A 22091-nucleotide genomic window follows, 5' to 3' on the forward strand; every position below is an offset into this window, starting at 1 on the left:
TCTATTAATTTTCCTGACCGTCTTCAAATACTGTTCCATCAGCATTAACTGTCTGAAGTTCTTCTCCAACAAATTCCTGTGTATGATATCCAGCCTTAGCAAAATCCTGGCTGTCTTCTTTATTCTGACTATAATTCTTGCTGTCGTTATTTAAGATAGCATTAAAGCTTGTTTCACCATAATCAATGCTTTCCTTTAATTCAACAACATTGTTATCTTTGTCTAATACGTTAATATCAAGTGCTAATGCCTGAAGTTCTTTTACAAGTACCTTGAATGATTCAGGAACACCTGGCTGAGGGATGTTTTCACCCTTAATAATTGCTTCGTAAGTCTTAACACGTCCTACAACGTCATCTGACTTAAATGTTAAGATTTCCTGTAATGTGTATGATGCACCGTAAGCTTCAAGTGCCCAAACTTCCATTTCACCGAATCTCTGTCCACCGAACTGTGCTTTACCACCAAGTGGCTGCTGAGTTACTAATGAGTAAGGACCAGTTGAACGAGCATGAATCTTATCATCTACTAAGTGGTGAAGTTTCAAGTAATGCATGAAACCGATTGTTACAGGGTTATCGAAATATTCACCTGTTCTACCGTCTCTAAGTCTAACCTTACCATCTCTAGCAATTGGAACGCCCTTCCATTCTTCTCTATGATCAAGGTGTTCTTCTAAATACTGCATAACTTCCGGTTTTAATACGTCTTTGTACTTAGCAACAAAGTCTTCCCATTCTGTATTTGCATAATCGTTTGCAAGTTCAAGAGTATCCATAATATCATACTCGTCTGCACCGTCAAATACAGGAGTTGCAATGTTAAATCCTAATACCTTAGCTGCAAGGCTTAAATGGATTTCCAATACCTGTCCAATATTCATACGTGAAGGTACACCTAATGGGTTAAGTACAATATCAAGTGGTCTACCATTTGGTAAGAATGGCATATCTTCAACTGGTAATACTCTTGAAACTACACCCTTGTTACCATGACGACCAGCCATCTTATCACCTACAGAGATTTTTCTCTTCTGTGCAATATAAATACGAACTGATTCGTTTACGCCTGGAGCTAATTCGTCTCCGTTTTCTCTCTTGAATACCTTAGCATCAACAACGATACCTGTTTCACCATGTGGAACCTTAAGTGATGTATCTCTTACTTCTCTTGCTTTTTCTCCGAAAATAGCTCTAAGTAATCTTTCTTCTGGTGTAAGTTCTGTTTCACCCTTTGGTGTAACCTTACCAACAAGAATATCACCTGCTCTTACTTCAGCACCAATTCTAATGATACCTCTTTCATCAAGGTCTTTTCTTGCTTCATCACCAACACCCGGTACATCATTTGTAATTTCTTCAGGTCCAAGTTTTGTATCTCTTGCTTCTGTTTCGTATTCTTCTATATGAATTGATGTATAAACATCATCCTGAACTAATCTTTCACTAAGAAGTACAGCATCTTCGTAGTTATAACCTTCCCATGTCATGAAACCAATAAGTGGGTTCTTACCAAGAGCGATTTCACCGTTTGATGTTGAAGCACCGTCAGCGATAACTTCGCCTGCTTCTACATGGTCACCCTTGAAAACAATGTTTCTGTGGTTATAGCAGTTACTCTGGTTACTTCTTGCAAACTTTGTTAAATGATATGATTCTTTTTCTCCATTATCATCATACTTAATAACAATTTCTCTTGCTGTTGACTTTTCAATTACACCTGCACGTTTTGCAACAATACAAACACCTGAGTCAACGGCTGCCTTTCCTTCCATACCTGTACCAACTACAGGAGCTTCTGTAGTGATAAGTGGAACTGCCTGACGCTGCATGTTTGATCCCATAAGGGCACGGTTAGCATCATCGTTCTGTAGGAAAGGAATCATTGATGTAGCTACAGAGAATACCATTCTAGGAGAAACGTCCATAAGATCAATTCTCTTTCTGTCAAACTGTGAAGTTTCTTCTCTGAAACGACCTGATACGTTCTTATTAATGAAGTAGCCGTTTTCATCTAATGGTTCGTTAGCCTGTGCTACTGTATATGCATCCTCTTCATCTGCTGTAATATATACAACTTCATCTGTAACTCTTGGGTTTTCAGGATCTGACTTATCAACAACTCTGTAAGGAGCTTCAATAAATCCATACTCATTTAATCTTGCGAAAGATGCAAATGAGTTAATAAGACCGATGTTAGGTCCTTCAGGTGTCTCAATAGGACACATTCTTCCGTAGTGAGTATAGTGAACGTCTCGAACCTCAAATCCGGCACGATCTCTTGAAAGACCACCAGGTCCTAATGCTGATAAACGTCTCTTATGTGTCAACTCACCAAGTGGGTTATTCTGATCCATGAACTGTGACAACTGTGAGCTTCCGAAGAATTCCTTAACAGCTGCAGTTACAGGTTTAATGTTAATTAATGTCTGTGGAGAAACTCCTTCAAGATCCTGTGTTGTCATTCTTTCACGAACAACTCTTTCCATTCTTGAAAGACCAATTCTGTACTGGTTCTGAAGTAATTCACCTACAGCACGAATACGTCTGTTTCCTAAGTGGTCGATGTCATCAACACTTCCGATACCGTATTCAATGTTTAATAAGTAGTTAATTGATGCAAGGATATCTTCCTTTGTTATATGCTTTGGAACTAATTCGTGTGCATTTCTCTTAATAGCATCCTTTAACTCTTCTTCTGTTTCATTTTCTGCTAAAATTTCAGCAAGTACAGGATAGTAAACATTTTCTAAAATTCCTAATTCCTTGCAATCAAAATCAACATAAGCGTTAATGTCAACAGCCATGTTTGATAATACTTTTTCATTCTTAACGTCTGTCTGAATCATTACTGATGGAACAGCTGCATTCTGAATGTCTGTAGCAAGTTCTTTTGTTACTTTAGTTCCAGCTTCTGCTAAAACTTCACCTGTTGTTGTATTAATAACATCTTCTGCTAAAAACTGACCAACAATTCTGCTCTGGAAAGCAAGTTTCTTGTTGTATTTATATCTACCTACTCTGGCAAGATCATATCTTCTTGCATCAAAGAACATGCCTGAAATAATAGCTTCAGCACTATCAACACTAAGTGGTTCACCTGGACGAATCTTCTTATATAATTCTAAAAGACCGCTTTCGTAATCATCACTTGAATCCTTTTCAAAAGTAGCAAGAAGTTTTTCCTCTTCACCAAATAAATCAATAATTTCTGCATTTGTTCCAATACCTAATGCTCTAATAAGAACTGTTACAGGAACTTTTCTTGTTCTATCTACACGTACATAGAAAACATCATTAGAATCTGTTTCGTATTCTAACCATGCACCACGGTTAGGAATTACCTGTGATGTGTATAATTCCTTACCTACCTTATCGTGTCCAATAACATAGTATATACCTGGTGAACGAACTAACTGGCTGACAATTACACGTTCTGCACCGTTGATTACAAATGTACCTGTTGCAGTCATAAGTGGTAAATCACCCATGAAAATATCATGTTCTGTAAATTCACCTGTTTCCTTGTTGTGGAGTCTTACTTTTACCTTTAAAGGTGCAGCATAAGTTGCGTCTCTTTCTTTACACTCTTCAATAGTGTACTTTTTATCTTCTTCACATAATTTGAAGTCAATAAATTCAAGACTTAAGTTTTGGGCATAATCCTCAATAGGGGATATATCATCCAATACTTCTTTTAGACCTGTAGTAAGAAACCATTCATATGAATCTCTTTGAACTTCAATAAGATTTGGCATTTCAAGAACTTCTTTTGATCTTGAATAGCTCATACGAATACCTTTTCCTGCCTTAACAGGAGTGATTCTGTTCTTCTCCATCGACGTTACTCTCCTTGTCTTAATATAATTAAAAATTTTGTTGCTATCACTTAATTTTATTAGTTCTTTGGTTTTTATGTAAACCAAAATGCTCTCATTTGGGCGCAATACGCCCTTTAATGCATAGCATATTTGAATTTACCATTTTTTTCTTAAAAAGTCAAGACTTTATTTTTTTTGACTTCCCTAAAAATCGCAAATTAAAATTTGCAAAAATTATCATTCTACTCAATTGTATCTATTTTATGTGAGGGATTACTCCCAAGCTTGGCAAAGAGTCTCTTTTATACGTAAAAAGGGAACCGGATATTCTCCGATTCCCTTAAATTCTCTTTTTTATCAGATTAGTTTATAACTACTTAAGAGTTACAACTGCTCCAACTTCTTCTAACTGGCTCTTAAGTGCTTCAGCTTCTTCCTTAGAAACACCTTCCTTAACTACCTTAGGAGCTCCGTCAACTACTTCCTTAGCTTCCTTAAGTCCTAAACCAGTTGCATCCTTAACTGCCTTGATAACCTTAACCTTCTGATCACCAACTTCTGTTAATTCAACGTCGAATTCTGTCTTTTCTTCAGCTGCTCCGCCTTCTGCACCTGCTGCTGCAACTACAACACCTGCTGCTGCTGATACACCAAATTCTTCTTCACATGCCTTTACAAGGTCATTTAATTCTAATACTGTTAAACCTTTAATTACTTCAATGATTTCTTCTGTTGTCATTGTAAATTCCTCCTAATTATTCTAATTTTATTGAATGTTCATAAACTTATGTCCATTGTTTAATTGTTTCTTAATTTCTATGCTGCTTCTTCGTCTTTTTCAGCAATCTGCTTAATAACACGAGCGAAGTTTGTAATTGGTGACTGCATAGAACCAAGTAATTTTGAGAGAAGTACTTCTCTTGATGGGATAGATGCAATCTGAGCAATTCCTGCCTGATCATAGTAAACACCATCTACTACACCACCCTTGATTTCTAAAGCTTCAGCTGTCTTAGCGAATTTTGCTAATACTCTAGCTGCTGCTGTAGCGTCATCTTTGCACACTGCAATAGCAGTAGGTCCTTCAAGATGCTGAGCTAAATCTGCAAATTCAGTATCCTTAATTGCAAAATTAATCATTGTGTTCTTGTATACTTTGTATACAACACCAGCTTCTCTTAACTGCTTACGAAGTTCTGTATCTTCAGCAACAGTTAATCCACGATAATCAACTACAACTGCTGTAGCTGCGCCATTAAGTAATTCTGAGATTTCTTCAACGATAGGTTGCTTTAACTCTACTTTTGCCATGAATGTTTTCCTCCTTATTTATTTTAGGTCGTCAACTTCATTGCACGAATTTATATTTCTTATAATATAAGAAACCTCTCTGCCTAAAGACAGAGAGGTATAAAGTCTTGTTTGTTAACTTAATCCCTCGGTAGGCGACAATCATTCTCGCACTTACATTCGTAGCTGATAAATCAGCGACAAATACCTACTGTCTTCGGCAATTGGTTTTCAACCACTTGTGCATATTAGCACAATATTATTTTATTGTCAACTAAGTTTACAATATTTTGTCAGTGTGCATTAGAAACACTTTCTAATGCAATTAGGCAAAATCTAATTAAGCATTAGCACTTGTAAGCTTTGTTGGGTTAACCTTTACTCCAGGTCCCATTGTTGATGTAAGTGTAACAGTCTTAAGGTAAGCACCCTTAACTGCTGCAGGCTTAACTTTAATGATAGCATCCATTAATGCGTTGAAGTTTTCTGTAAGCTGTTCTTCTGTAAATGAAGCCTTACCAACTGGAACGTGAATAATGTTAGCCTTATCAAGTCTGTATTCAATCTTACCAGCTTTGATTTCTTCAATAGCCTTTGTTACATCCATTGTTACTGTACCTGCTTTTGGGTTAGGCATTAAGCCCTTAGGTCCAAGTACACGACCAAGTCTACCAACAACACCCATCATGTCAGGTGTAGCTACAACTACGTCAAAGTCGAACCAACCTTCATTCTGGATCTTTGGAATTAATTCTTCGCCACCTACGAAATCAGCTCCTGCTGCTTCTGCTTCATCAGCCTTAGCACCTTTAGCGAAAACTAAAACCTTAACAGTTTTACCTGTTCCGTTAGGTAATACTACAGCACCACGAATCTGCTGATCTGCATGACGTCCGTCACAACCTGTTCTGATGTGACATTCTATTGTTTCATCAAATTTTGCAACTGCACTTTTCTTTACTAAAGAAATTGCTTCTTCTGTATCATACTGAGCAGCTCTATCAATAGTCTTTGCTGCATCAATATACTTCTTACCTCTCTTCATTTAAACCTCCTCGTGGTAATAACGGATATACCTCCCACGTTTTTTCAATTCTTTTTTCGATTAAATTATTGCCTTTAGTCGATTAGTCTTCAACCTTAATTCCCATGCTTCTAGCAGTTCCTGCGATCATGCTCATAGCTGATTCAATGTTTGCAGCGTTAAGATCCTGCATCTTTGTTTCAGCAATCTGCTGTAAGTCTGCTTTAGAAATTGTAGCAACCTGTTCTTTTAATGAATTGCCTGCACCCTTTTGGATTTTACAAGCCTTCTTTAATAAAACTGCTGCAGGTGGAGTCTTTGTTACAAAACTAAAACTCTTGTCCTGATATACAGTGATAACTACAGGAATAATCATTCCAGGCTGATCAGCTGTTCTTGCGTTGAAGTCCTTTGTGAACTGAACGATGTTTAATCCCCACTGTCCAAGTGCTGGACCAACTGGTGGAGCTGGTGTTGCTTTGCCAGCTTCGATTTGCAATTTAATGTATCCTTCTACTTTCTTTGCCATCTTTCGGCACCTCCTAAAAATTGTGGTATTATCGGGAACCCCTCCCACTGCTTCACGATGCACCGTGAAACATTCTTCTATAAGTGTAATTATACACTTTCATAAAACCTAAATGGCTTTATTTCAACTTTTTAACTTCGTTAAAGTTTAACTCTACCGGAGTTTCTCTACCAAACATGTCCACATTAATTGTGACTGTCTGTCTTGTTTCATCAATACGTTTGATTTCTCCGGCTGTTCCGGCCCAAACGCCTGCGATAACATTAACCATTTCTCCCTCTTCAAAATCAACGTTGATTCTTTCGTTAGTTTTGACACCAAGAGTCATCATTTCATCTTCTGTAAGAGGAACTGGCTTTGACCCCGGACCTACGAATCCTGTAACACCTCTGGTATTTCTTACAACATACCATGTGTCATCATTCATAACCATGTTTATAAGCACGTATCCAGGGAAAAGTTTCTTTTCCGAAACTTTCTTTACTCCATTTTTCAATTCTACCACTTCCTGTGTTGGAACTGATACTTCTAATATCTGATCCTGCAATTTTCTATTTTCAATAGATTGCTCGATATTAGTCTTTACTTTATTTTCATAACCTGAATAAGTATGAACTACATACCAATTTGCCTCTGCCATTTACTCACCTCTTATATATTCTTATTAACCAATAATTCCATTAAGACCGAACTGTATTAACTGATCGATCAAACCAATAAGAACTCCCATAATAAGAGTGACTATTACAACAACAACAGTCTGTCTTACGATTGATGCTTTTGTTGGCCAGATAATTTTTGAAAATTCAGCTTTTAAACCAGTAAACCAATTTTTTAAGCCTGATTTTTTCTTTGCTTCTGCCATAATCCCACCTCCAATAGACTATTTTGTTTCTTTGTGTAATGTGTGCTTCTGACAGAATTTACAATACTTCTTTGTTTCAACTCTATCTGGATGTGTTTTCTTATCCTTAGTTGTATTATAATTTCTCTGTTTGCATTCTGTACATTCTAATGTAATCTTTGTTCTCATGAGTTTCACCTCCGCTTTATTCTATCCTAAGGGTACTTCTTTGTAATATTTAGCAATAAATTATTGCAAAAAAAAAAGACCCCCTCTTCTCTTGCTACATAAATATATCATATCATTTTATTTACGTCAATAAGTTTTTACTTACATTTAGAGAAATTAGTTTTCAGCAAATAATTTTATACTTGTATTCTGCTTACTTACATTCAGAGCATCTTTTTTCAGTTTATATTTTTCCTTTGTTTTTTATCTTCTATTAATTATTTGTCAATGCCTGTTGCTATGCACATAAAATAAACATCTTTTACACCGGCACTTTTTAGAAGTCTGCTGCATGCGTCCATTGTGCTGCCTGTTGTGTATATGTCATCTACAAGCAAAACTGATTTCACCCCTTTTAATGTTTCAGGTTTAATTGCAAATGCATTCTTAAGGTTACTGCTTCTTTGACTTCTACTTAATCCTTTCTGAGGTTTCGTATCACTTACTCGTATTAGTGATGTCTTGTCTAAAGTTATATTAGAGTAGTGACTTAAGTATTTTGCAAACTCCTCTGCCTGATTGTATCCTCTCTGTTGCACTTTACCCTTGTACATTGGAATTGGCATAATTCTGTCTATTTTCCATTGTTTTAGTTTGCTCCTATACTTTCTGTTTCCTACATAAGCAAAGAAATCCCCATAACACCTTTTGTTATCATATTTAAATCTGTATAAAGTTAATTTCATTTCTTCTACATATTGAAACACGCAGACGCCTTTGTTAAATTCATGCTTGGTTTTTGCACAGTCCTGACAATACAATGCATTATTACTTGTTAGCTGCTTACCGCACATTTGACAGGCTGGCGTTTTTACTATTTTAATTTTATCCCTACATTCTTTGCATATTCTTTGATTCATTCCTATAACCTGATTGCATATAGGACAAACATTTGGATAAAAAATTTTCTGTATTATTTTTCTATATTTCATGTTCCCCTTATTTATTGTTCTTCATTATAATAATTAACAAGCTGCCATTTCAGTCCCGAGTATCTTCTATGCTGATCCTCATTTGCAATCATTGCCGAAAATGTTTCTTTTCGACCAACAATACAAACACACTTTTTTGCTCTTGTAACACCTGTATATAGAAGATTTCTTGTCATAAGCATTGAGACACCTGAAACCAAAGGCATAATAACTGCAGGATACTCGCTACCCTGTGACTTATGAATAGTTATTGCGTACGCAAGTTCTAATTCCTCAGCCTGTTTAGAATCATATATAACGTATCTGTCATCATCAAAAACAACTTCCATAGTGTTAGTTGTATTATTAATAGTAGTAATTATTCCCATGTCGCCATTGAAAATTCCAGTTCCACTATCATATATTCTTCCACCCTCACTTCGCTGCTCCCATTCAAGCTGATAATTATTTTTTATCTGCATTACCTTGTCGCCTTCTCTAAAAATAATGCCTGCGATTTCTCTTTCACGTTTATTTTCATCCTGAGGATTAATGTATTTCTGCAGTTGTTCATTTAAAGAATTTACACCTAAAATTCCACCACGCATAGGTGTCAAAACCTGTATGTCCATTGGTTTTGCTTCTACATATTGAGGTAATTTAGACATCATAAGACCAATTGTAGCATTTAATGCCATCTGTGCATTTTCTCTTTCTATATATAAGAAGTCGCCCATGCTATTATCCAACGCTACCTGTTCACCTTTATTAATCTTATGGGCATTGGTTACAATTCCACTTTCCCCTGCCTGTCTGAAAACTTTTGTAAGTCTTACAACGCTAAATTGTTCCGACTCTATTATATCCCTTAAAACGTTACCCGGACCAACACTTGCAAGCTGATTAATATCACCAACAAAAACAACTCTTGTTCCTATTGTTATGGCCTTCAGCAACGCATGCACAAGAAAAGTGTCTACCATAGACATTTCATCAACTATGATTACGTCTGTTTCCAAAGGATTTTGTTCATTTCTGCCAAATTTTGCATCAATTTCATCTCTGCCTGTTTCCTCTGATGCTCCACCTGAAATTTCCAATAATCTGTGTATTGTCTTAGCTTCATGACCTGTTGCCTCATTCATTCGTTTTGCTGCTCTTCCTGTTGGTGCCGCAAGACTAACTTCCAACCCATCAGCTTCAAACATTTGTATAATGGCATTTATTGTAGTGGTTTTACCTGTACCCGGTCCACCTGTAATAATTGTAATACCATTGTTTTGTGTTTCTATTACAGCTTTTCTTTGCAAATCATCTAATTCTACTCCTGAAAGTTTTTCAATTGTATCTAACTTAACACCCATTATATAATCATCTTCCGGTGTAGAAATATTTAATTCCAACAACATTCTGGCAATATTTAATTCTGTGTAATAGTATGTAGATAGAAATACTGCATCTTTTTCTTCAATATTTTTTAGTATTAATTTTTTCTCTAAAACCAACTCCGTAAAACAATTATCCAGTAAATCCATATTATAAGTTCCGTCTGCATTAAGATACTGATCCCTTAAGCCTAACAGATTAATTGTTTTCTCAACTAATTTTTCTTTTGGTAAATACGTATGTCCTGATAACGATGCATCCGACAGGGCATAGCACATGCCACTTTTAATACGAATAGAAGCATTTACTTCCACACCTGCACGACGTGCAATTTCATCTGCCGTTTTAAAACCAATGCCTGATAGGTCATCTGCCAACTTATAAGGATTAGTTTTTATAATGTCATAAACTTTCTGACCATACATTGTGTAAATCTTATTACTTAATGTAGGACTGATTCCATATCCCTGAAGGAAAATCATAACATCACGCATGTCTTTTTTCTCTTCAACCTGCTCACAAATGTCCATTGCTTTTCTTATGGTAATGCCTCTTATCTCTGCAAGTCTTTCAGGTTCTTCTTCTACTATTCTAAGAGTATCCTCGCCAAATTTATCAACTATACGATTAGCAAGCACTGCACCCAAACCTTTAATTGCACCTGAACCAAGATATTTTTTCAACGACAATTCATCTGTTGCAGGAATTACTTTATAAGAAGTTACTTTAATCTGTTCTCCATAAATATCGTGAAAAACTTCTTCTCCCTCTATTTCTAAATATTCACCTTCTGAAATATATCCAAAATTACCAGTGCATTTTATTTCTTTTTTTCCATAAGATAAAGTTAAAACCGTATAACCATTCTCTTCATTTCTAAAAGTTATGCTTTCTACATATCCACTTAATGATTTCATATTGTTCCTTTTATCAAAACAAGGCTGCCCCTATGTTTCTTTGGACAGCCTTTATGTTTAATTTTATTTTACTTTATTTTTTCTGCATCTTCTTCGTCAATATATTCTAAATACTGACCTGTACCTATGGCTACAGCAGTCATTGGATCTTCCGCTGTCATAGTATTAATACCTGTCTTTGCTTCAATCAACTGATCCAAGCCATGTAATAAACAGCCACCACCTGTTAAAACAATCCCTCTTACAGCAATATCTGCTGCAAGTTCCGGAGGTGTCTGTTCAAGCACACGATGCACAGCATCTACAATACTTGTTGTTACATCGCTAAGAGCTTCTTCTGTTTCCTCTGATGTAACTTCTATTGTTTTTGGAAGTCCTGTAACAAGATTTCGTCCACGCACTTCCATCTTCTTATTTTCTGATTTGTTATAGCATGTACCAATTCCAATTTTTATTTCTTCAGCAGTTCTGTCACCGATTAAAAGATTATGTTTCTTTCTCATGTATCTTACAATTGCCTCGTCAAAGTCGTCACCGGCAACTTTAACTGATGTACTTACAACTGTACCGCCTAAAGAAATAACAGCAATATCTGTTGTACCTCCACCAATGTCCACAATCATGTTTCCACATGGCTTCTTTATTTCAATACCAGCTCCAATTGCTGCTGCTAAAGGTTCTTCTACAACGAAAACTTCTCTTGCTCCAGCCTGAAAAGCCGCATCCTGAACTGCCTTTGTTTCAACTTCTGTTGCACCACTTGGAATACAAACACAAATACGTGGTTTTCTGTATGAACGCTTTCCAACTGATTTCTGTATGAAATATCTAATCATTTGTTCAGTAACTGAATAGTCAGAAATTACACCCTGCTTAAGAGGTCTTACTGCAACAATATTGTCAGGTGTACGTCCAATCATTAATCTTGCTTCTTCACCAACAGCCTTAATCTTTTCTGTATCGCGATCTATAGCCACAACTGATGGTTCTTTTAAAACCACGCCTTTTCCTTTAATGTAAACAAGTATACTTGCTGTTCCTAAATCTATTCCTATATCTGTATTAAACATTTAGTTCTCCTTTGGTCATTCATTTTTCCATATATAAAATATACTTCTATATTTTAGAATATCCACACTAAAGTAAAGTATAACAACTTTTTTTTATAATGTATATGTTTTATTTCCAATTTTAATGGAAAAATCTACACAGTTTTTCATCAGCATTTTCCGATTTTTTATTATTTTTTATTATTTTCGCCGATTTTCGAGTTTTTTTACATTTTGTTCATATTTTATTCATATTCGTCCCTTACTATAACAGAGTACTACCTAGAGTGGTGCACATAGTTTGTATACGTCATACCCTATAATGACGTATTTTAAGTTTTTCATACTCAACCTAGCGGGTGAGATTCCCGCTAGGTCCCCCGTAAACAACAGCCATATGCCTAGCATATGGCTTTAATATATTCAACACGTTAACCAAGCACATAAAAAGAAAAACACAGCAAAAAAGATGCTCCCATACTTTTTGCTGTGTTTTTCTTTTTATGTATCCTGGGAACCCAAATTAGCGAGAAGCAGCAGATTTATCTTTTAAACTTCTCTCACGCTTATATTTCTCTCTTGTTGCAATCCCACCACGTATATGTCTTTCGCATTTATTTTTCTCTAAAATTTTTCTTACTTTAGCTGCTAAAGCAGGATCTATTTCTACTAACCGTTCTGATACATCTTTATGCACTGTAGACTTGCTAACTCCAAACTTCTTTGCTGTTTGCCTTACTGTGGCTTTTGCCAAAACCAGATATTCTCCTGCAGCCACAGCTCTCTTTGCAATATAATCATTCATGGGGCTTCTCCCATATATTCGTTTGTTCTATATTATGATTATTAATTGCAAAATATAACTAAACCGTTTATTTATTCCTACGCAAGCTTGTAAACCACATCTGACTGCTCAGATACTTCTTTGGAATGTGTAACTAGAATTATGCATTTATTCTCTTTATGTGCCAATTCCTTAAAGATTTCTATAATCTCTGCCTGAGTTTCCTTGTCTAAATTTCCGGTTGGTTCATCAGCTAAAATAATTTCCGGTCCATAAGACAATGTTCTCGCAATAGCAACCCTTTGCTGCTGTCCTCCCGACAATTTTAAAATTCTTCGTTTAATGTTTCTCGTTCAATGTTTCAAGCCATTTATTTTCTTCCGCTGTCAGGTAAGGTTGCAAAGCATCTGTTATTCTTCTGTTATACTCAAAAATAAGTTCCTTTTCTTTTTCTGTGAGCATTGTTTCATCTATTAGTTCTATATCATAAGGAACTAAAGTTAATGTTTCAAAGCATAAAAATTCTCCAAACTCATTGTTTTCTTTTTCTTTACAAAGAATCAGATTTTCTATTCTTATGCCAAATTCATTTTCAAGATAAATTCCAGGTTCGTTACTTGTAATCATTCCAGCTTTCATTTCAGGATTTAGTTGCGGATTATTAAGTATTCTATATCTTATTCCGTTTGGTGGTTCGTGTACACTTAACAAATAGCCTACACCATGACCTGTTCCATGGTTATAGTCAAGCCCTAAGTCCCAAAGTGGTTTTCTTGCAAGAATATCAAGAGTTACTCCTGAACTGCCTTTTTTAAATACAGCATCTCCCAGTGCCAAATGGCCTTTCAAAACCGCTGTGTACATTCTTTTCATTTTGTCACTAACTTCACCAAGACTAATTGTTCTTGTTATATCAGTTGTGCCTTCTAAATAATGTCCACCAGAATCAATTAAAACAAGTCCTTTGTCTGTAATGGTATAATTTGTTTCTTCTGTTGCACTGTAATGAACAATAGCTCCATGGTCGTTGTAACCTACGATGGGTTCAAAACTTGGTTCCACATAACTTTCTGTTTTTGTTCTAAAATATTCCAGCTTTTCGCCCAACATTACCTCATCCATAGGCTCTTTTCCTACATTGTGTTTTAACCAGTATATAAATTTTGTCATTGCAATTCCATCAAGCAAATGTGCTTTTCGAGTATTTTTGATTTCAGTAGAATTTTTTATTGCCTTCATTGTTAGTGCCGGTGACATTCTGTTGTATATCCTATTATTATTTTTCAGAGTCTCAATTATTCTGTAATTAGCTGATGACTTATCAAGCCAGACTTTTTTATCTTTTAACTGTTTTAAATCATTATAAATTTCAAAATAATCTTTTATATTAACTTTATTCTCTTTAAGGTATGACTCTGTTCCTGCTGTCAAACTTTGTTTCTGTATATATAAAGTTACATTATCACCTGTTATAGTTAGAAAGCTTAAAAATACAGGCGTGCATTTTACATCATTTCCTCTCAAATTAAGTGTCCAAGCAATATTTTCCAAACATGTATCAACTAAAATATCGCAATCATTGGCTACTATTTCTTTTTGTATCTTTTTTATTTTTTCCTTTAGCGATTCTCCTGCATATTGTTCCTGTAAAATCCAAACAGACTCATGAGATATTTCAGGTCTGTCTTTCCATATATCTCCAATTAAATCCAAATCACAAACTACATTAATATTCGGTAGTTTTTCAATGTGTTCTGCAAGGTCAGATGGTATTGTTCTGCCGTCAAATCCAACTGTCGTCCCCCAGTTTTCTTTATTTTTTTCTCTGGATAATTTATGGCAACTTTCTTTATTTTTTTCTATTGTTTCTCTATTATATTCTTCAATAAACTGTACAGCTGTAGGTACTCCATTTTCTCCCTGCTTCATAAGTTTATAGCTGTCATTTAGCTGACTTTCAGCCTGAACAAAATATCTTCCGTCTGTCCATAAATACGCCTTGTTCTTAGTTATTACTGCCGTACCTGCTGACCCTGTAAAGCCGCTTATAAATTCTCTTGTTTTAAAATAGTCTCCTATATACTCCGAACCATGAAAATCACAAGTAGGCACAACATAGATGTCTATGTCATGCCTACTCATTTCACTTCTCAGGTCGGAAAGTCTTTTATTTATTGTCATGACTTTCTCCTTCAAATTCTTCGTTATATAAGTCGATACATTTGCAAATAATCTTTGCCGCATCAATTGGGCCACCAAATTCATCAACTTTTGTTTTCTTACCTTCTAATGACTTGTAGATGTTAAAGAAGTTTCTAATTTCATCAAAAATATGTGATGGTAACTGTTCAATGTCAGTATAACAATTGTAAGTTGGATCTCCATATGGGATAGCAATAATCTTGTCGTCCATGTCATCACCATCAATCATATACATTACTCCGATTGGATAACATCTTACAAGTGACATCGGTTCAATAGGTTCCGAACAAAGCACCAATACGTCAAGTGGATCACCATCTTCATCTAATGTTCTTGGAATAAAACCATAATTGGCAGGGTAATGAACTGATGAATAAAGTATTCTGTCAAGAATCAGAAGTCCTGTTTCCTTATCTAATTCATATTTTTTCTTGCTTCCTTTTGTAATCTCAATAGTAGCAATAAAATCCGAAGGTGAAATACGTTCCGGATCAATGTCGTGCATAATGTTCATATCTTCCTCCTTCTGCAATAGCTAAGCATGTATTCTTGCTGTTTGCAACTCTTTATAACATTATTAATAATGATTATATTTTATCACAGTAAATTCCATATAAAAAGAGATTTATCCATATATTTCCTTACTTATTTTCACGATTTACCACGTAAATTCCTGCACACACGAGAATAAGTGCAATTACTGTCTGGATTCCTAACTGGCTCTTCTCCTGCAAAATTATAAATGACAGTACAACGCCAAATAAAGGATTCATAAATTTATAAGCTGAAATCTTTGATACGTTATTGTATTTAAGTAAGATACTCCAAATTGTATACGCTGCCGCTGAAATGAATCCCATATAGCAAAGAAGTACCCAGCTATATGGTGCCACACTGTTTAATCTACCTCCTGCTATGAGACCAATTGTTGCCATGACAACGCCACCAAAGAAAAACTGATAGCCACTAAGCATTACAACATCGGTAGTCTTTGAAAATCTTTTAATAAAAGCAGACGAAAACGCAGATGATATTGTAGAAATCAAAATAAAGCCTTCACCTAAAAGAGTAAAACTCAAATCAAAACCATTTCCAACAACATTTACGATTACAATTCCTAAAAATCCTAAAACACTACCTATAATCTTTTTCCCTGTTAATTTTTCCTGTTTAAAAATAAGACATGATATAAGTATTGTTATAAAAACCGCCGAACCGTTAATAATGGAAGACTTCACTCCTGTAGTATGAGCAAGTCCTATATAAAACGGCACATACTGCAATATTGTCTGAAACACGCTTAACGTTGCTATTTTTCCAGGACTTGATGGCTTGATAAATTTTCTGTTTATTATACTGAAAGTTATTATTACCATTGCCCCTGCAATTGCAAATCTTGTTCCGGCAAATAAAATCTGAGAAGTTGTCTCTCCACTTTCTATTCTAAAAAATTTGTAACCTAGCTTTATACACGGAAAGGCCGAGCCCCAAAGCAAACAACATACCCCTGCTAAAAGAATTACTATTGGCGTCCATGATAATTTGATTTGTTTGTTATTCTCCATTGTATTACCGCTTTGCATAATTTTATTATTTTATCCTTCCGTTCTTATTCATTTCTTTCTACTACTGTTACTTTATCACCATATTTTTTTAGAATCTCCAAGCTGACTTTTCTATAGCTTTCCAATATGTCTCTTCTAAAATTTTTTTTCATTATACCGCTTTTCATATATCTTTTATTAAATAAATTTCCGTTTTTGAAATCCCTGATCATAAGTTCAGGTCTTCTGTCTATAAAATATATTTCATCTGCCATATCAAGAAATTTAGACGGTACCATGTTTTTTACACCAATACCGCTTATCTTCTTAAACTCAGGATTAATACTGTCAAATCTTTTGATGTTAATAGATGTAAACACATCAATGTCATTATCTAATAACAGTTCAATTATTTCATAAATATAACCATGATTTTTCGACCTCATGCCCATTTCATCCAGCACAACTATGTCCGGTTTTTCTTCTAATATCTGTTTATACGAAAAACCTTTTCCGTTATAAATTGCGCTATCTATATGATTTTTTTCTTTTATTAATTCGATATTTCTATGACCACCATTTAGAAAGCCAATTAAAACTTTTTTACCTTTTGCCTGCTCCGCCATTGCTTTTTCAAGCATGGCATAACTTTTTCCGGCTCCCGGTGTATAACTTGTAAATATTTTTAGCATTTAACTCTCCAATTGTTTAATTATTAATTACTTATATTGTTCCTTAAGTCTCTCGGTTATTTGTTTAACTTCATCAACTACACTTTCAGGTTCAAGTATTTTGGCACCATCTCCAAGTCCTATTATCCAACCTAAAAACATGTTGCTTACTTTTACGTTTACATTCACAACAAATTGGTCCACGCCTTTTGGAATAATCATAATATCCTGACCAAATCTGTCAATTACAACTCCAATAAGTTTGTTGGCAAACTGTATTTTCACACGTTGTTCATCACCTGTAAACATACCAAAAACTTTCTTTGCATATTTTGCTGCATCAAATTCCTCGAACTCTTCTCGTCCGTCTCTTGCTTCATCTAGTATTTCTATTTTTCGCATTTTATCAACACGGTAATGTTTTATGATTCCACTATTTCCATCAAATGCAACCAGATAATAATTTTCATCATCCCAAGCCAACGACCATGGACTAATATCATTCTTGTGACCGTTCTTTCGCAAAACCATCTCCTTTGAAAGATTCCACTCATAATAGTCAAATTTTATTTTTCTGTTTTCGTTAATTGCAAGATTTAATTCATCCACATTGTAGTAAACATTTTCGTAATTTGTTTTTATACGATTACTTACAAAAACCTGTCGTTGTAACTGCTTTGCCTGATAAACACTGGCTAAGTTTTCTATTTTCTTTATTAACTCACTGGACTTTTTTGCAGATATAAATTTTGACGCCTGAACAGCATCAACTAACAGTTTCAATTCCGGCAACTGAAAATCACGATCCAAAAGAGTATAATAATAATTTCCATCTTTCTTCTCTTTTGAAATTTCATAACCATATTCTTTTAGGGTATTCAAATCAGCATAAACAGTTTTTCTTTCTGCCTTTATGCCATGCTCTGCCAAATAGTCTATAATATCAGATGTTGTTACACCATGTTCCTCATCTGTTTTGCTTTTAAACAAGTCAAGCAACACTAAAATTTTCTGTTTTTGATTTTCAGATTTTGCCATATTCCTTCTCCTTAGTAAGTTCTTATAGTATCTGTTTCTTCTTCTCCGGTATTTACGATTTCTTTTATGACTACATAATAACTATAGCTGTCATTTACTTTTATTTCAACTCTATCTCCCACTTTGTGTCCCATAATTGCTGCTCCAATAGGTGATTCATTACTTATTCTCCCCTTAACAGAGTCCCCGCGCATTGTACTTACAATCTTAAAAGTTTCTTCTTCATCATCTTCCTCAAAATAAATCTTTACAGTATTATTTAAGCCTACTTCATCATCTTCTGACTGGTCCGAAATAATTGTTGCTGTTTTCAAAATTCTTTCAAGGTATCTAATTCGTCCTTCGTTTTTATTTTTGTCTTTTTTTGCTGCATAATATTCAAAATTTTCACTTAAATCTCCCTGGGCTCTTGCTTCTTTTACAGCCTCAATTGCTTCTTTTCTAACAACCAATTTTCTATGTTCTATTTCTTCTTTAATCTTATCTACATCGCTTTGTGTTAATTTCATTTTAATTTCCTCCACTTTCTTAATCTCTATCATTAAACACTATTAAACACTTAATCTATATTGTACTATTCATTGCCGGCTCTGTTTTCGGCTTTACACTTTCACAAGCCTATTATAAAAGCCACACTATATAAAATAGCATGGCTTTAAACTTTGTCAATTTATCTTTCGCTAATACTCTTATATTCATTGAAATCACAGTTGCTTACATAAGCAGGTCTCATAATCTTATCAGCATTAACTAACTCTTCTATACGATGAGCACTCCAACCTACGATTCTTGCAATGGCAAAAATAGGTGTAAACAATTCTTCCGGTATATCAAGCATACTGTACACCAAACCACTGTAAAAGTCTACGTTTGCACTAACACCTTTGTACATTTTTCTTTCTTCAGCAATTACTTCAGGTGCTAAATGTTCAATCATGCTATATAAAGCAAAATCTTTCTGTCTACCTTTTTCATTAGCAAGTTTCTCAACGAATGACTTAAATATTTCAGCTCTTGGATCAGAAATTGAGTATACTGCATGGCCCATTCCATATATAAGACCTTTTTTGTTAAATGCTTCTTTATTAAGTATTTTTCTTAAATATTCTTTAACTTCTGTTTCGTCCTTTGTGTTAGATACATTTTTCTTAATGTCCTTAAACATTTCAACAACCATTATATTAGCCCCACCATGACGTGGTCCTTTTAAAGAAGATAGGGCTGCTGCAATAGTTGAATATGTATCTGAACCTGATGATGTAACTACCCTTGTTGTAAAAGTTGAGTTGTTTCCGCCGCCATGTTCCATATGAAGAACTAACGCCAGATCTAAAACTTTTGCCTCTAAGACTGTATATTTTTTGTCAGGTCTCAAAATTCTAAGCAAATTCTCACTTGTAGAAAGCTCCGGCTTTGGTCTGTGAATATACAAACTCTTGTTTCTCTTATAATGATTATATGCCTGATATCCATATACAGATAGCATTGGGAATAATGCAATTAACTGAATACACTGTAAAATAACATTTTCTAATGAAGTATCTGAGACATTTTTATCGTATGATGCCAATGTAAGAATACTCTTGGTTAATGAGTTCATAATATCTGAACTTGGTGCTTTCATAATAACATCTCTTACGAAGTTAGTTGGAAGTCTTCTACAGCCTGCTAACATTTTCTTAAATTCCTTCAACTCGTCTTCACTTGGTAAATTACCAAACAGTAACAAATAAGCTGTTTCTTCAAAACCATATCTTCCTTCTTCCATAAATCCCTTAACTAAATCTTTAATGTTGTATCCTCTATAATACAAACTTCCGGGACACGGAACACTTTTACCATCTACAATTTTCGATGACTCAATTCTTGAAATATTTGTAATACCTGTTAAAACACCTTTTCCGTTTAAGTCTCTTAAACCTCTTTTTACACCATACTTTGTAAATAATTCTTTGTCTACACTATCGTTTTCTAAGCACACTTTGCTGTATTTTTCTGTAAATTCATAAATATCTTCTTTTTTTAATGTCATAAATACCCCTCTTACTTCTTTTAGTATATAAAATTAACTGCATCGTGAATTACTTTAAAGTCTATTATTGCATGGCCATTTTCTTTTTCACCGTCTAAGGACCAGTCAATATCTGTAGAGTCTGTAATTCTTGCTTTTTTTATTTGTTCTAAAGTTATTTTACCTGTAAATTTCTGTGTCAGTATTTTTACTACTAAATGACAAAATTCGGCAATATTCTTTGGAAACTCAACTAGCATAAGTTCGAATACCCCATCGTTAAATTCTACTAAATTTTCATCAAGTTTCATGATGCCGCCAACTTTGGTCGCATTATTTATTGCCACAAATATATATTTTCCTTCATAGGTTTTGTCTTCTAACTCGATTTTTAGCTTGAGACTTCTTATATGAAACAACTCTCTTGCTCCATGCAGAATATAAGCAAAATGCCCTAATCTGTTTTTCATCTGCTGGGGAGTTGAATAAGATGTCTTTGTAAAAATACCGGCTGATGCTGTGTAAACAAAATAACGGCCGTTAAACATACCCATATCTAATGGTTTTGCTGTTCTATTCACAATATATTCTGCTGCTTCCTTTGGGCTCGTCTTTAAGCCTAAGCTTGTAGCAAAATCATTTGTAGAGCCTGCCGGTATATAGCCTAAAGGTGTACCGCTTTCTGATTCAATAATACCCTGTATTACTTCGTTCAAAGTTCCGTCACCGCCCATACAGACAACCAAATCCGCTTTTTTGCTATATTCTTTTGCTATGTTTGTTCCATCTAATCTTTTTTTAGTAAATTTAATACCAACCTTATAGCCTGCATTTTCAAAAATTTCCACAGACTCATCTATAAAGTGTTTGTTCTTTTTTAATCCTGCTTTTGGATTAATTATAAATAACAATTTTTTCATATTAAACTCCTTAGTAACTTCTCTACTATAATATATATTTGTATGTACCCTTATTAATTAAAATTTAAAATTTTGTGAACTTGATGTTTTTTATCATAAGTAAAATTTATTCAAGCTCCAACTGTTTACTCTCTTTAGCTACAAAAAATGTTCCTACCTGATGGCCTTCTAACACTCTGTAAATATTCTCTGCATCACCACCATTTAAAACCATTGTGTCAATGCCTGCTTCCGTTGCAATTTCAGCCGCATGTAACTTAGTAACCATGCCTCCCGTTCCAAATTTTGAACCTTTTCCACCTGCAATCTTATATAATTCATCTGTAATTTCAGTAACTACAGGTATAATCCTTGCATATTCATCTTCGTTAGGATTTCCTGTATATAATCCGTCAATGTCAGTTAAAATTAAAAGTGCATCTGCTCCAATTAATTTTGCCACTATGGCTGACAAGCTATCATTGTCACCATATACAATTTCTTCTATGGCAACTGCGTCATTTTCGTTGATTACAGGAATTGCACCTAAGTTAAATGTTTCTTCAAAAGCATTTATAAGATTTTCTCTACATTCTAAGTTGTCAACATCTCTTTTGGTAATTAAAAACTGTCCTATTGTGTGACCATATTCTCCAAACATCTTGTCATACATAAACATTAATTCGCACTGGCCTATTGTAGCAGCTGCCTGCTTTCCTGCTGTTGTGTTAGGTCTCTCTTTTAAGCCAAGCTTACCGGCACCAACTCCAATTGCTCCTGATGTAACTAATGCTACCTGCTTGCCTGAATTAACAATATCAGAAATAACTGTCACCAGTTTCTTCATCTGTCTTATATTAGCTTTTCCTGTGTCATGTGCTAATGTGGATGTTCCCACTTTTATAACTATTCTCTCCACATCTTTCAAAGTTGCCATTTTTATC

At 34.7% G+C, this 22091-nt stretch carries 21 protein-coding genes, 1 pseudogene and 1 other annotated feature; all 22 genes and pseudogenes read right to left on the reverse strand.

Translation table 11 applies throughout. The annotated features are described in order from the left end of the window. Positions 1-4: 4 nt before the first annotated feature. Positions 5-3838 carry a DNA-directed RNA polymerase subunit beta gene (locus DWZ69_RS02750; RefSeq protein WP_117998522.1) on the reverse strand — a complete coding sequence of 1278 codons (3834 nt, stop codon included), beginning with the start codon at positions 3836-3838 and terminating at the stop codon, positions 5-7. 355 nt (positions 3839-4193) lie between these two features. Next, entirely contained in the window at positions 4194-4559 is a 366-nt protein-coding gene (rplL, locus tag DWZ69_RS02755) for a 50S ribosomal protein L7/L12 (RefSeq protein WP_022165489.1), read from the reverse strand. 77 nt (positions 4560-4636) lie between these two features. Continuing rightward, a complete protein-coding gene (gene rplJ / locus DWZ69_RS02760; RefSeq protein ID WP_022165490.1) occupies positions 4637-5131 on the reverse strand; it encodes a 50S ribosomal protein L10 in 495 nt (164 codons plus the stop codon). Positions 5132-5190: 59 nt separating this feature from the next. Next, positions 5191-5349: a sequence feature (ribosomal protein L10 leader region), on the reverse strand. 101 nt (positions 5350-5450) lie between these two features. Beyond that, positions 5451-6155: a 50S ribosomal protein L1 gene (gene rplA, locus DWZ69_RS02765; protein WP_022165491.1), complete on the reverse strand. Its 705-nt coding sequence runs from the start codon at positions 6153-6155 to the stop codon at positions 5451-5453. A gap of 82 nt (positions 6156-6237) precedes the next feature. Further along, a complete protein-coding gene (rplK, locus tag DWZ69_RS02770) occupies positions 6238-6663 on the reverse strand; it encodes a 50S ribosomal protein L11 (RefSeq protein ID WP_022165492.1) in 426 nt (141 codons plus the stop codon). A 118-nt stretch (positions 6664-6781) separates the two neighbouring features. Beyond that, positions 6782-7303: a transcription termination/antitermination protein NusG gene (nusG, locus tag DWZ69_RS02775; protein WP_022165493.1), complete on the reverse strand. Its 522-nt coding sequence runs from the start codon at positions 7301-7303 to the stop codon at positions 6782-6784. 24 nt (positions 7304-7327) lie between these two features. Beyond that, a complete protein-coding gene (gene secE, locus DWZ69_RS02780; protein ID WP_022165494.1) occupies positions 7328-7528 on the reverse strand; it encodes a preprotein translocase subunit SecE in 201 nt (66 codons plus the stop codon). 18 nt (positions 7529-7546) lie between these two features. Continuing rightward, positions 7547-7696 carry a 50S ribosomal protein L33 gene (gene rpmG, locus DWZ69_RS02785; RefSeq protein ID WP_022165495.1) on the reverse strand — a complete coding sequence of 50 codons (150 nt, stop codon included), beginning with the start codon at positions 7694-7696 and terminating at the stop codon, positions 7547-7549. Positions 7697-7953: 257 nt separating this feature from the next. Then, positions 7954-8667, reverse strand: a complete 714-nt coding sequence (locus tag DWZ69_RS02790) for a ComF family protein (protein ID WP_117998529.1) — start codon at positions 8665-8667, stop codon at positions 7954-7956. A gap of 11 nt (positions 8668-8678) precedes the next feature. Beyond that, positions 8679-10949, reverse strand: coding sequence for an ATP-dependent RecD-like DNA helicase (locus DWZ69_RS02795; protein WP_118436083.1), 2271 nt, complete (start codon positions 10947-10949; stop codon positions 8679-8681). 68 nt (positions 10950-11017) lie between these two features. Beyond that, positions 11018-12019 carry a rod shape-determining protein gene (locus DWZ69_RS02800; protein WP_117998536.1) on the reverse strand — a complete coding sequence of 334 codons (1002 nt, stop codon included), beginning with the start codon at positions 12017-12019 and terminating at the stop codon, positions 11018-11020. Between the two features lie 502 nt (positions 12020-12521). Further along, positions 12522-12803, reverse strand: a complete 282-nt coding sequence (spoIIID, locus tag DWZ69_RS02805) for a sporulation transcriptional regulator SpoIIID (protein WP_022165499.1) — start codon at positions 12801-12803, stop codon at positions 12522-12524. 77 nt (positions 12804-12880) lie between these two features. Beyond that, positions 12881-13132 (reverse strand): annotated as a pseudogene (locus DWZ69_RS02810) (ATP-binding cassette domain-containing protein); the annotation flags it as partial. Then, the gene (locus DWZ69_RS02815) at positions 13122-14963 is read right to left on the reverse strand and encodes an aminopeptidase P family protein (protein WP_117998542.1); all 1842 of its coding nucleotides are present in this window, start codon (positions 14961-14963) and stop codon (positions 13122-13124) included. The pseudogene DWZ69_RS02810 and the gene DWZ69_RS02815, both read right to left, overlap by 11 nt. Continuing rightward, the gene (locus DWZ69_RS02820) at positions 14950-15498 is read right to left on the reverse strand and encodes an inorganic diphosphatase (RefSeq protein WP_117998545.1); all 549 of its coding nucleotides are present in this window, start codon (positions 15496-15498) and stop codon (positions 14950-14952) included. The genes DWZ69_RS02815 and DWZ69_RS02820 overlap by 14 nt, the downstream gene beginning before the upstream one ends. A 127-nt stretch (positions 15499-15625) precedes the next feature. Beyond that, on the reverse strand, positions 15626-16549 hold the full coding sequence (locus DWZ69_RS02825) for a DMT family transporter (RefSeq protein WP_117998719.1): 924 nt from the start codon (positions 16547-16549) through the stop codon (positions 15626-15628). A gap of 44 nt (positions 16550-16593) precedes the next feature. After that, a complete protein-coding gene (locus DWZ69_RS02830; protein WP_022165503.1) occupies positions 16594-17220 on the reverse strand; it encodes a hypothetical protein in 627 nt (208 codons plus the stop codon). A gap of 27 nt (positions 17221-17247) precedes the next feature. After that, a complete protein-coding gene (locus DWZ69_RS02835) occupies positions 17248-18237 on the reverse strand; it encodes a WYL domain-containing protein (protein WP_117998549.1) in 990 nt (329 codons plus the stop codon). Between the two features lie 11 nt (positions 18238-18248). After that, positions 18249-18746: a transcription elongation factor GreA gene (gene greA / locus DWZ69_RS02840; protein WP_022165505.1), complete on the reverse strand. Its 498-nt coding sequence runs from the start codon at positions 18744-18746 to the stop codon at positions 18249-18251. A 161-nt stretch (positions 18747-18907) separates the two neighbouring features. Next, positions 18908-20269 carry a citrate/2-methylcitrate synthase gene (locus DWZ69_RS02845; protein WP_117998552.1) on the reverse strand — a complete coding sequence of 454 codons (1362 nt, stop codon included), beginning with the start codon at positions 20267-20269 and terminating at the stop codon, positions 18908-18910. 20 nt (positions 20270-20289) lie between these two features. Further along, positions 20290-21168: a diacylglycerol kinase family protein gene (locus DWZ69_RS02850; RefSeq protein WP_117998556.1), complete on the reverse strand. Its 879-nt coding sequence runs from the start codon at positions 21166-21168 to the stop codon at positions 20290-20292. Between the two features lie 106 nt (positions 21169-21274). Beyond that, positions 21275-22084, reverse strand: a complete 810-nt coding sequence (gene proB / locus DWZ69_RS02855; RefSeq protein ID WP_117998559.1) for a glutamate 5-kinase — start codon at positions 22082-22084, stop codon at positions 21275-21277. Positions 22085-22091: the final 7 nt, after the last annotated feature.

Source organism: Eubacterium sp. AF34-35BH (assembly GCF_003477765.1).
Classification (GTDB): domain Bacteria; phylum Bacillota; class Clostridia; order Lachnospirales; family Lachnospiraceae; genus Eubacterium_G.

Bases quoted from the DNA above. Each gene is read 5' to 3' on its own strand.
- DWZ69_RS02750 (WP_117998522.1), bottom strand. From the start codon at position 3,838: ATGGAGAAGAACAGAATCACTCCTGTTAAGGCAGGAAAAGGTATTCGT.
- rplL (WP_022165489.1), bottom strand. From the start codon at position 4,559: ATGACAACAGAAGAAATCATTGAAGTAATTAAAGGTTTAACAGTATTA.
- rplJ (WP_022165490.1), bottom strand. From the start codon at position 5,131: ATGGCAAAAGTAGAGTTAAAGCAACCTATCGTTGAAGAAATCTCAGAA.
- rplA (WP_022165491.1), bottom strand. From the start codon at position 6,155: ATGAAGAGAGGTAAGAAGTATATTGATGCAGCAAAGACTATTGATAGA.
- rplK (WP_022165492.1), bottom strand. From the start codon at position 6,663: ATGGCAAAGAAAGTAGAAGGATACATTAAATTGCAAATCGAAGCTGGC.
- nusG (WP_022165493.1), bottom strand. From the start codon at position 7,303: ATGGCAGAGGCAAATTGGTATGTAGTTCATACTTATTCAGGTTATGAA.
- secE (WP_022165494.1), bottom strand. From the start codon at position 7,528: ATGGCAGAAGCAAAGAAAAAATCAGGCTTAAAAAATTGGTTTACTGGT.
- rpmG (WP_022165495.1), bottom strand. From the start codon at position 7,696: ATGAGAACAAAGATTACATTAGAATGTACAGAATGCAAACAGAGAAAT.
- DWZ69_RS02790 (WP_117998529.1), bottom strand. From the start codon at position 8,667: ATGAAATATAGAAAAATAATACAGAAAATTTTTTATCCAAATGTTTGT.
- DWZ69_RS02795 (WP_118436083.1), bottom strand. From the start codon at position 10,949: ATGAAATCATTAAGTGGATATGTAGAAAGCATAACTTTTAGAAATGAA.
- DWZ69_RS02800 (WP_117998536.1), bottom strand. From the start codon at position 12,019: ATGTTTAATACAGATATAGGAATAGATTTAGGAACAGCAAGTATACTT.
- spoIIID (WP_022165499.1), bottom strand. From the start codon at position 12,803: ATGAATGATTATATTGCAAAGAGAGCTGTGGCTGCAGGAGAATATCTG.
- DWZ69_RS02815 (WP_117998542.1), bottom strand. From the start codon at position 14,963: ATGACAATAAATAAAAGACTTTCCGACCTGAGAAGTGAAATGAGTAGG.
- DWZ69_RS02820 (WP_117998545.1), bottom strand. From the start codon at position 15,498: ATGAACATTATGCACGACATTGATCCGGAACGTATTTCACCTTCGGAT.
- DWZ69_RS02825 (WP_117998719.1), bottom strand. From the start codon at position 16,549: ATGGAGAATAACAAACAAATCAAATTATCATGGACGCCAATAGTAATT.
- DWZ69_RS02830 (WP_022165503.1), bottom strand. From the start codon at position 17,220: ATGCTAAAAATATTTACAAGTTATACACCGGGAGCCGGAAAAAGTTAT.
- DWZ69_RS02835 (WP_117998549.1), bottom strand. From the start codon at position 18,237: ATGGCAAAATCTGAAAATCAAAAACAGAAAATTTTAGTGTTGCTTGAC.
- greA (WP_022165505.1), bottom strand. From the start codon at position 18,746: ATGAAATTAACACAAAGCGATGTAGATAAGATTAAAGAAGAAATAGAA.
- DWZ69_RS02845 (WP_117998552.1), bottom strand. From the start codon at position 20,269: ATGACATTAAAAAAAGAAGATATTTATGAATTTACAGAAAAATACAGC.
- DWZ69_RS02850 (WP_117998556.1), bottom strand. From the start codon at position 21,168: ATGAAAAAATTGTTATTTATAATTAATCCAAAAGCAGGATTAAAAAAG.
- proB (WP_117998559.1), bottom strand. From the start codon at position 22,084: ATGGCAACTTTGAAAGATGTGGAGAGAATAGTTATAAAAGTGGGAACA.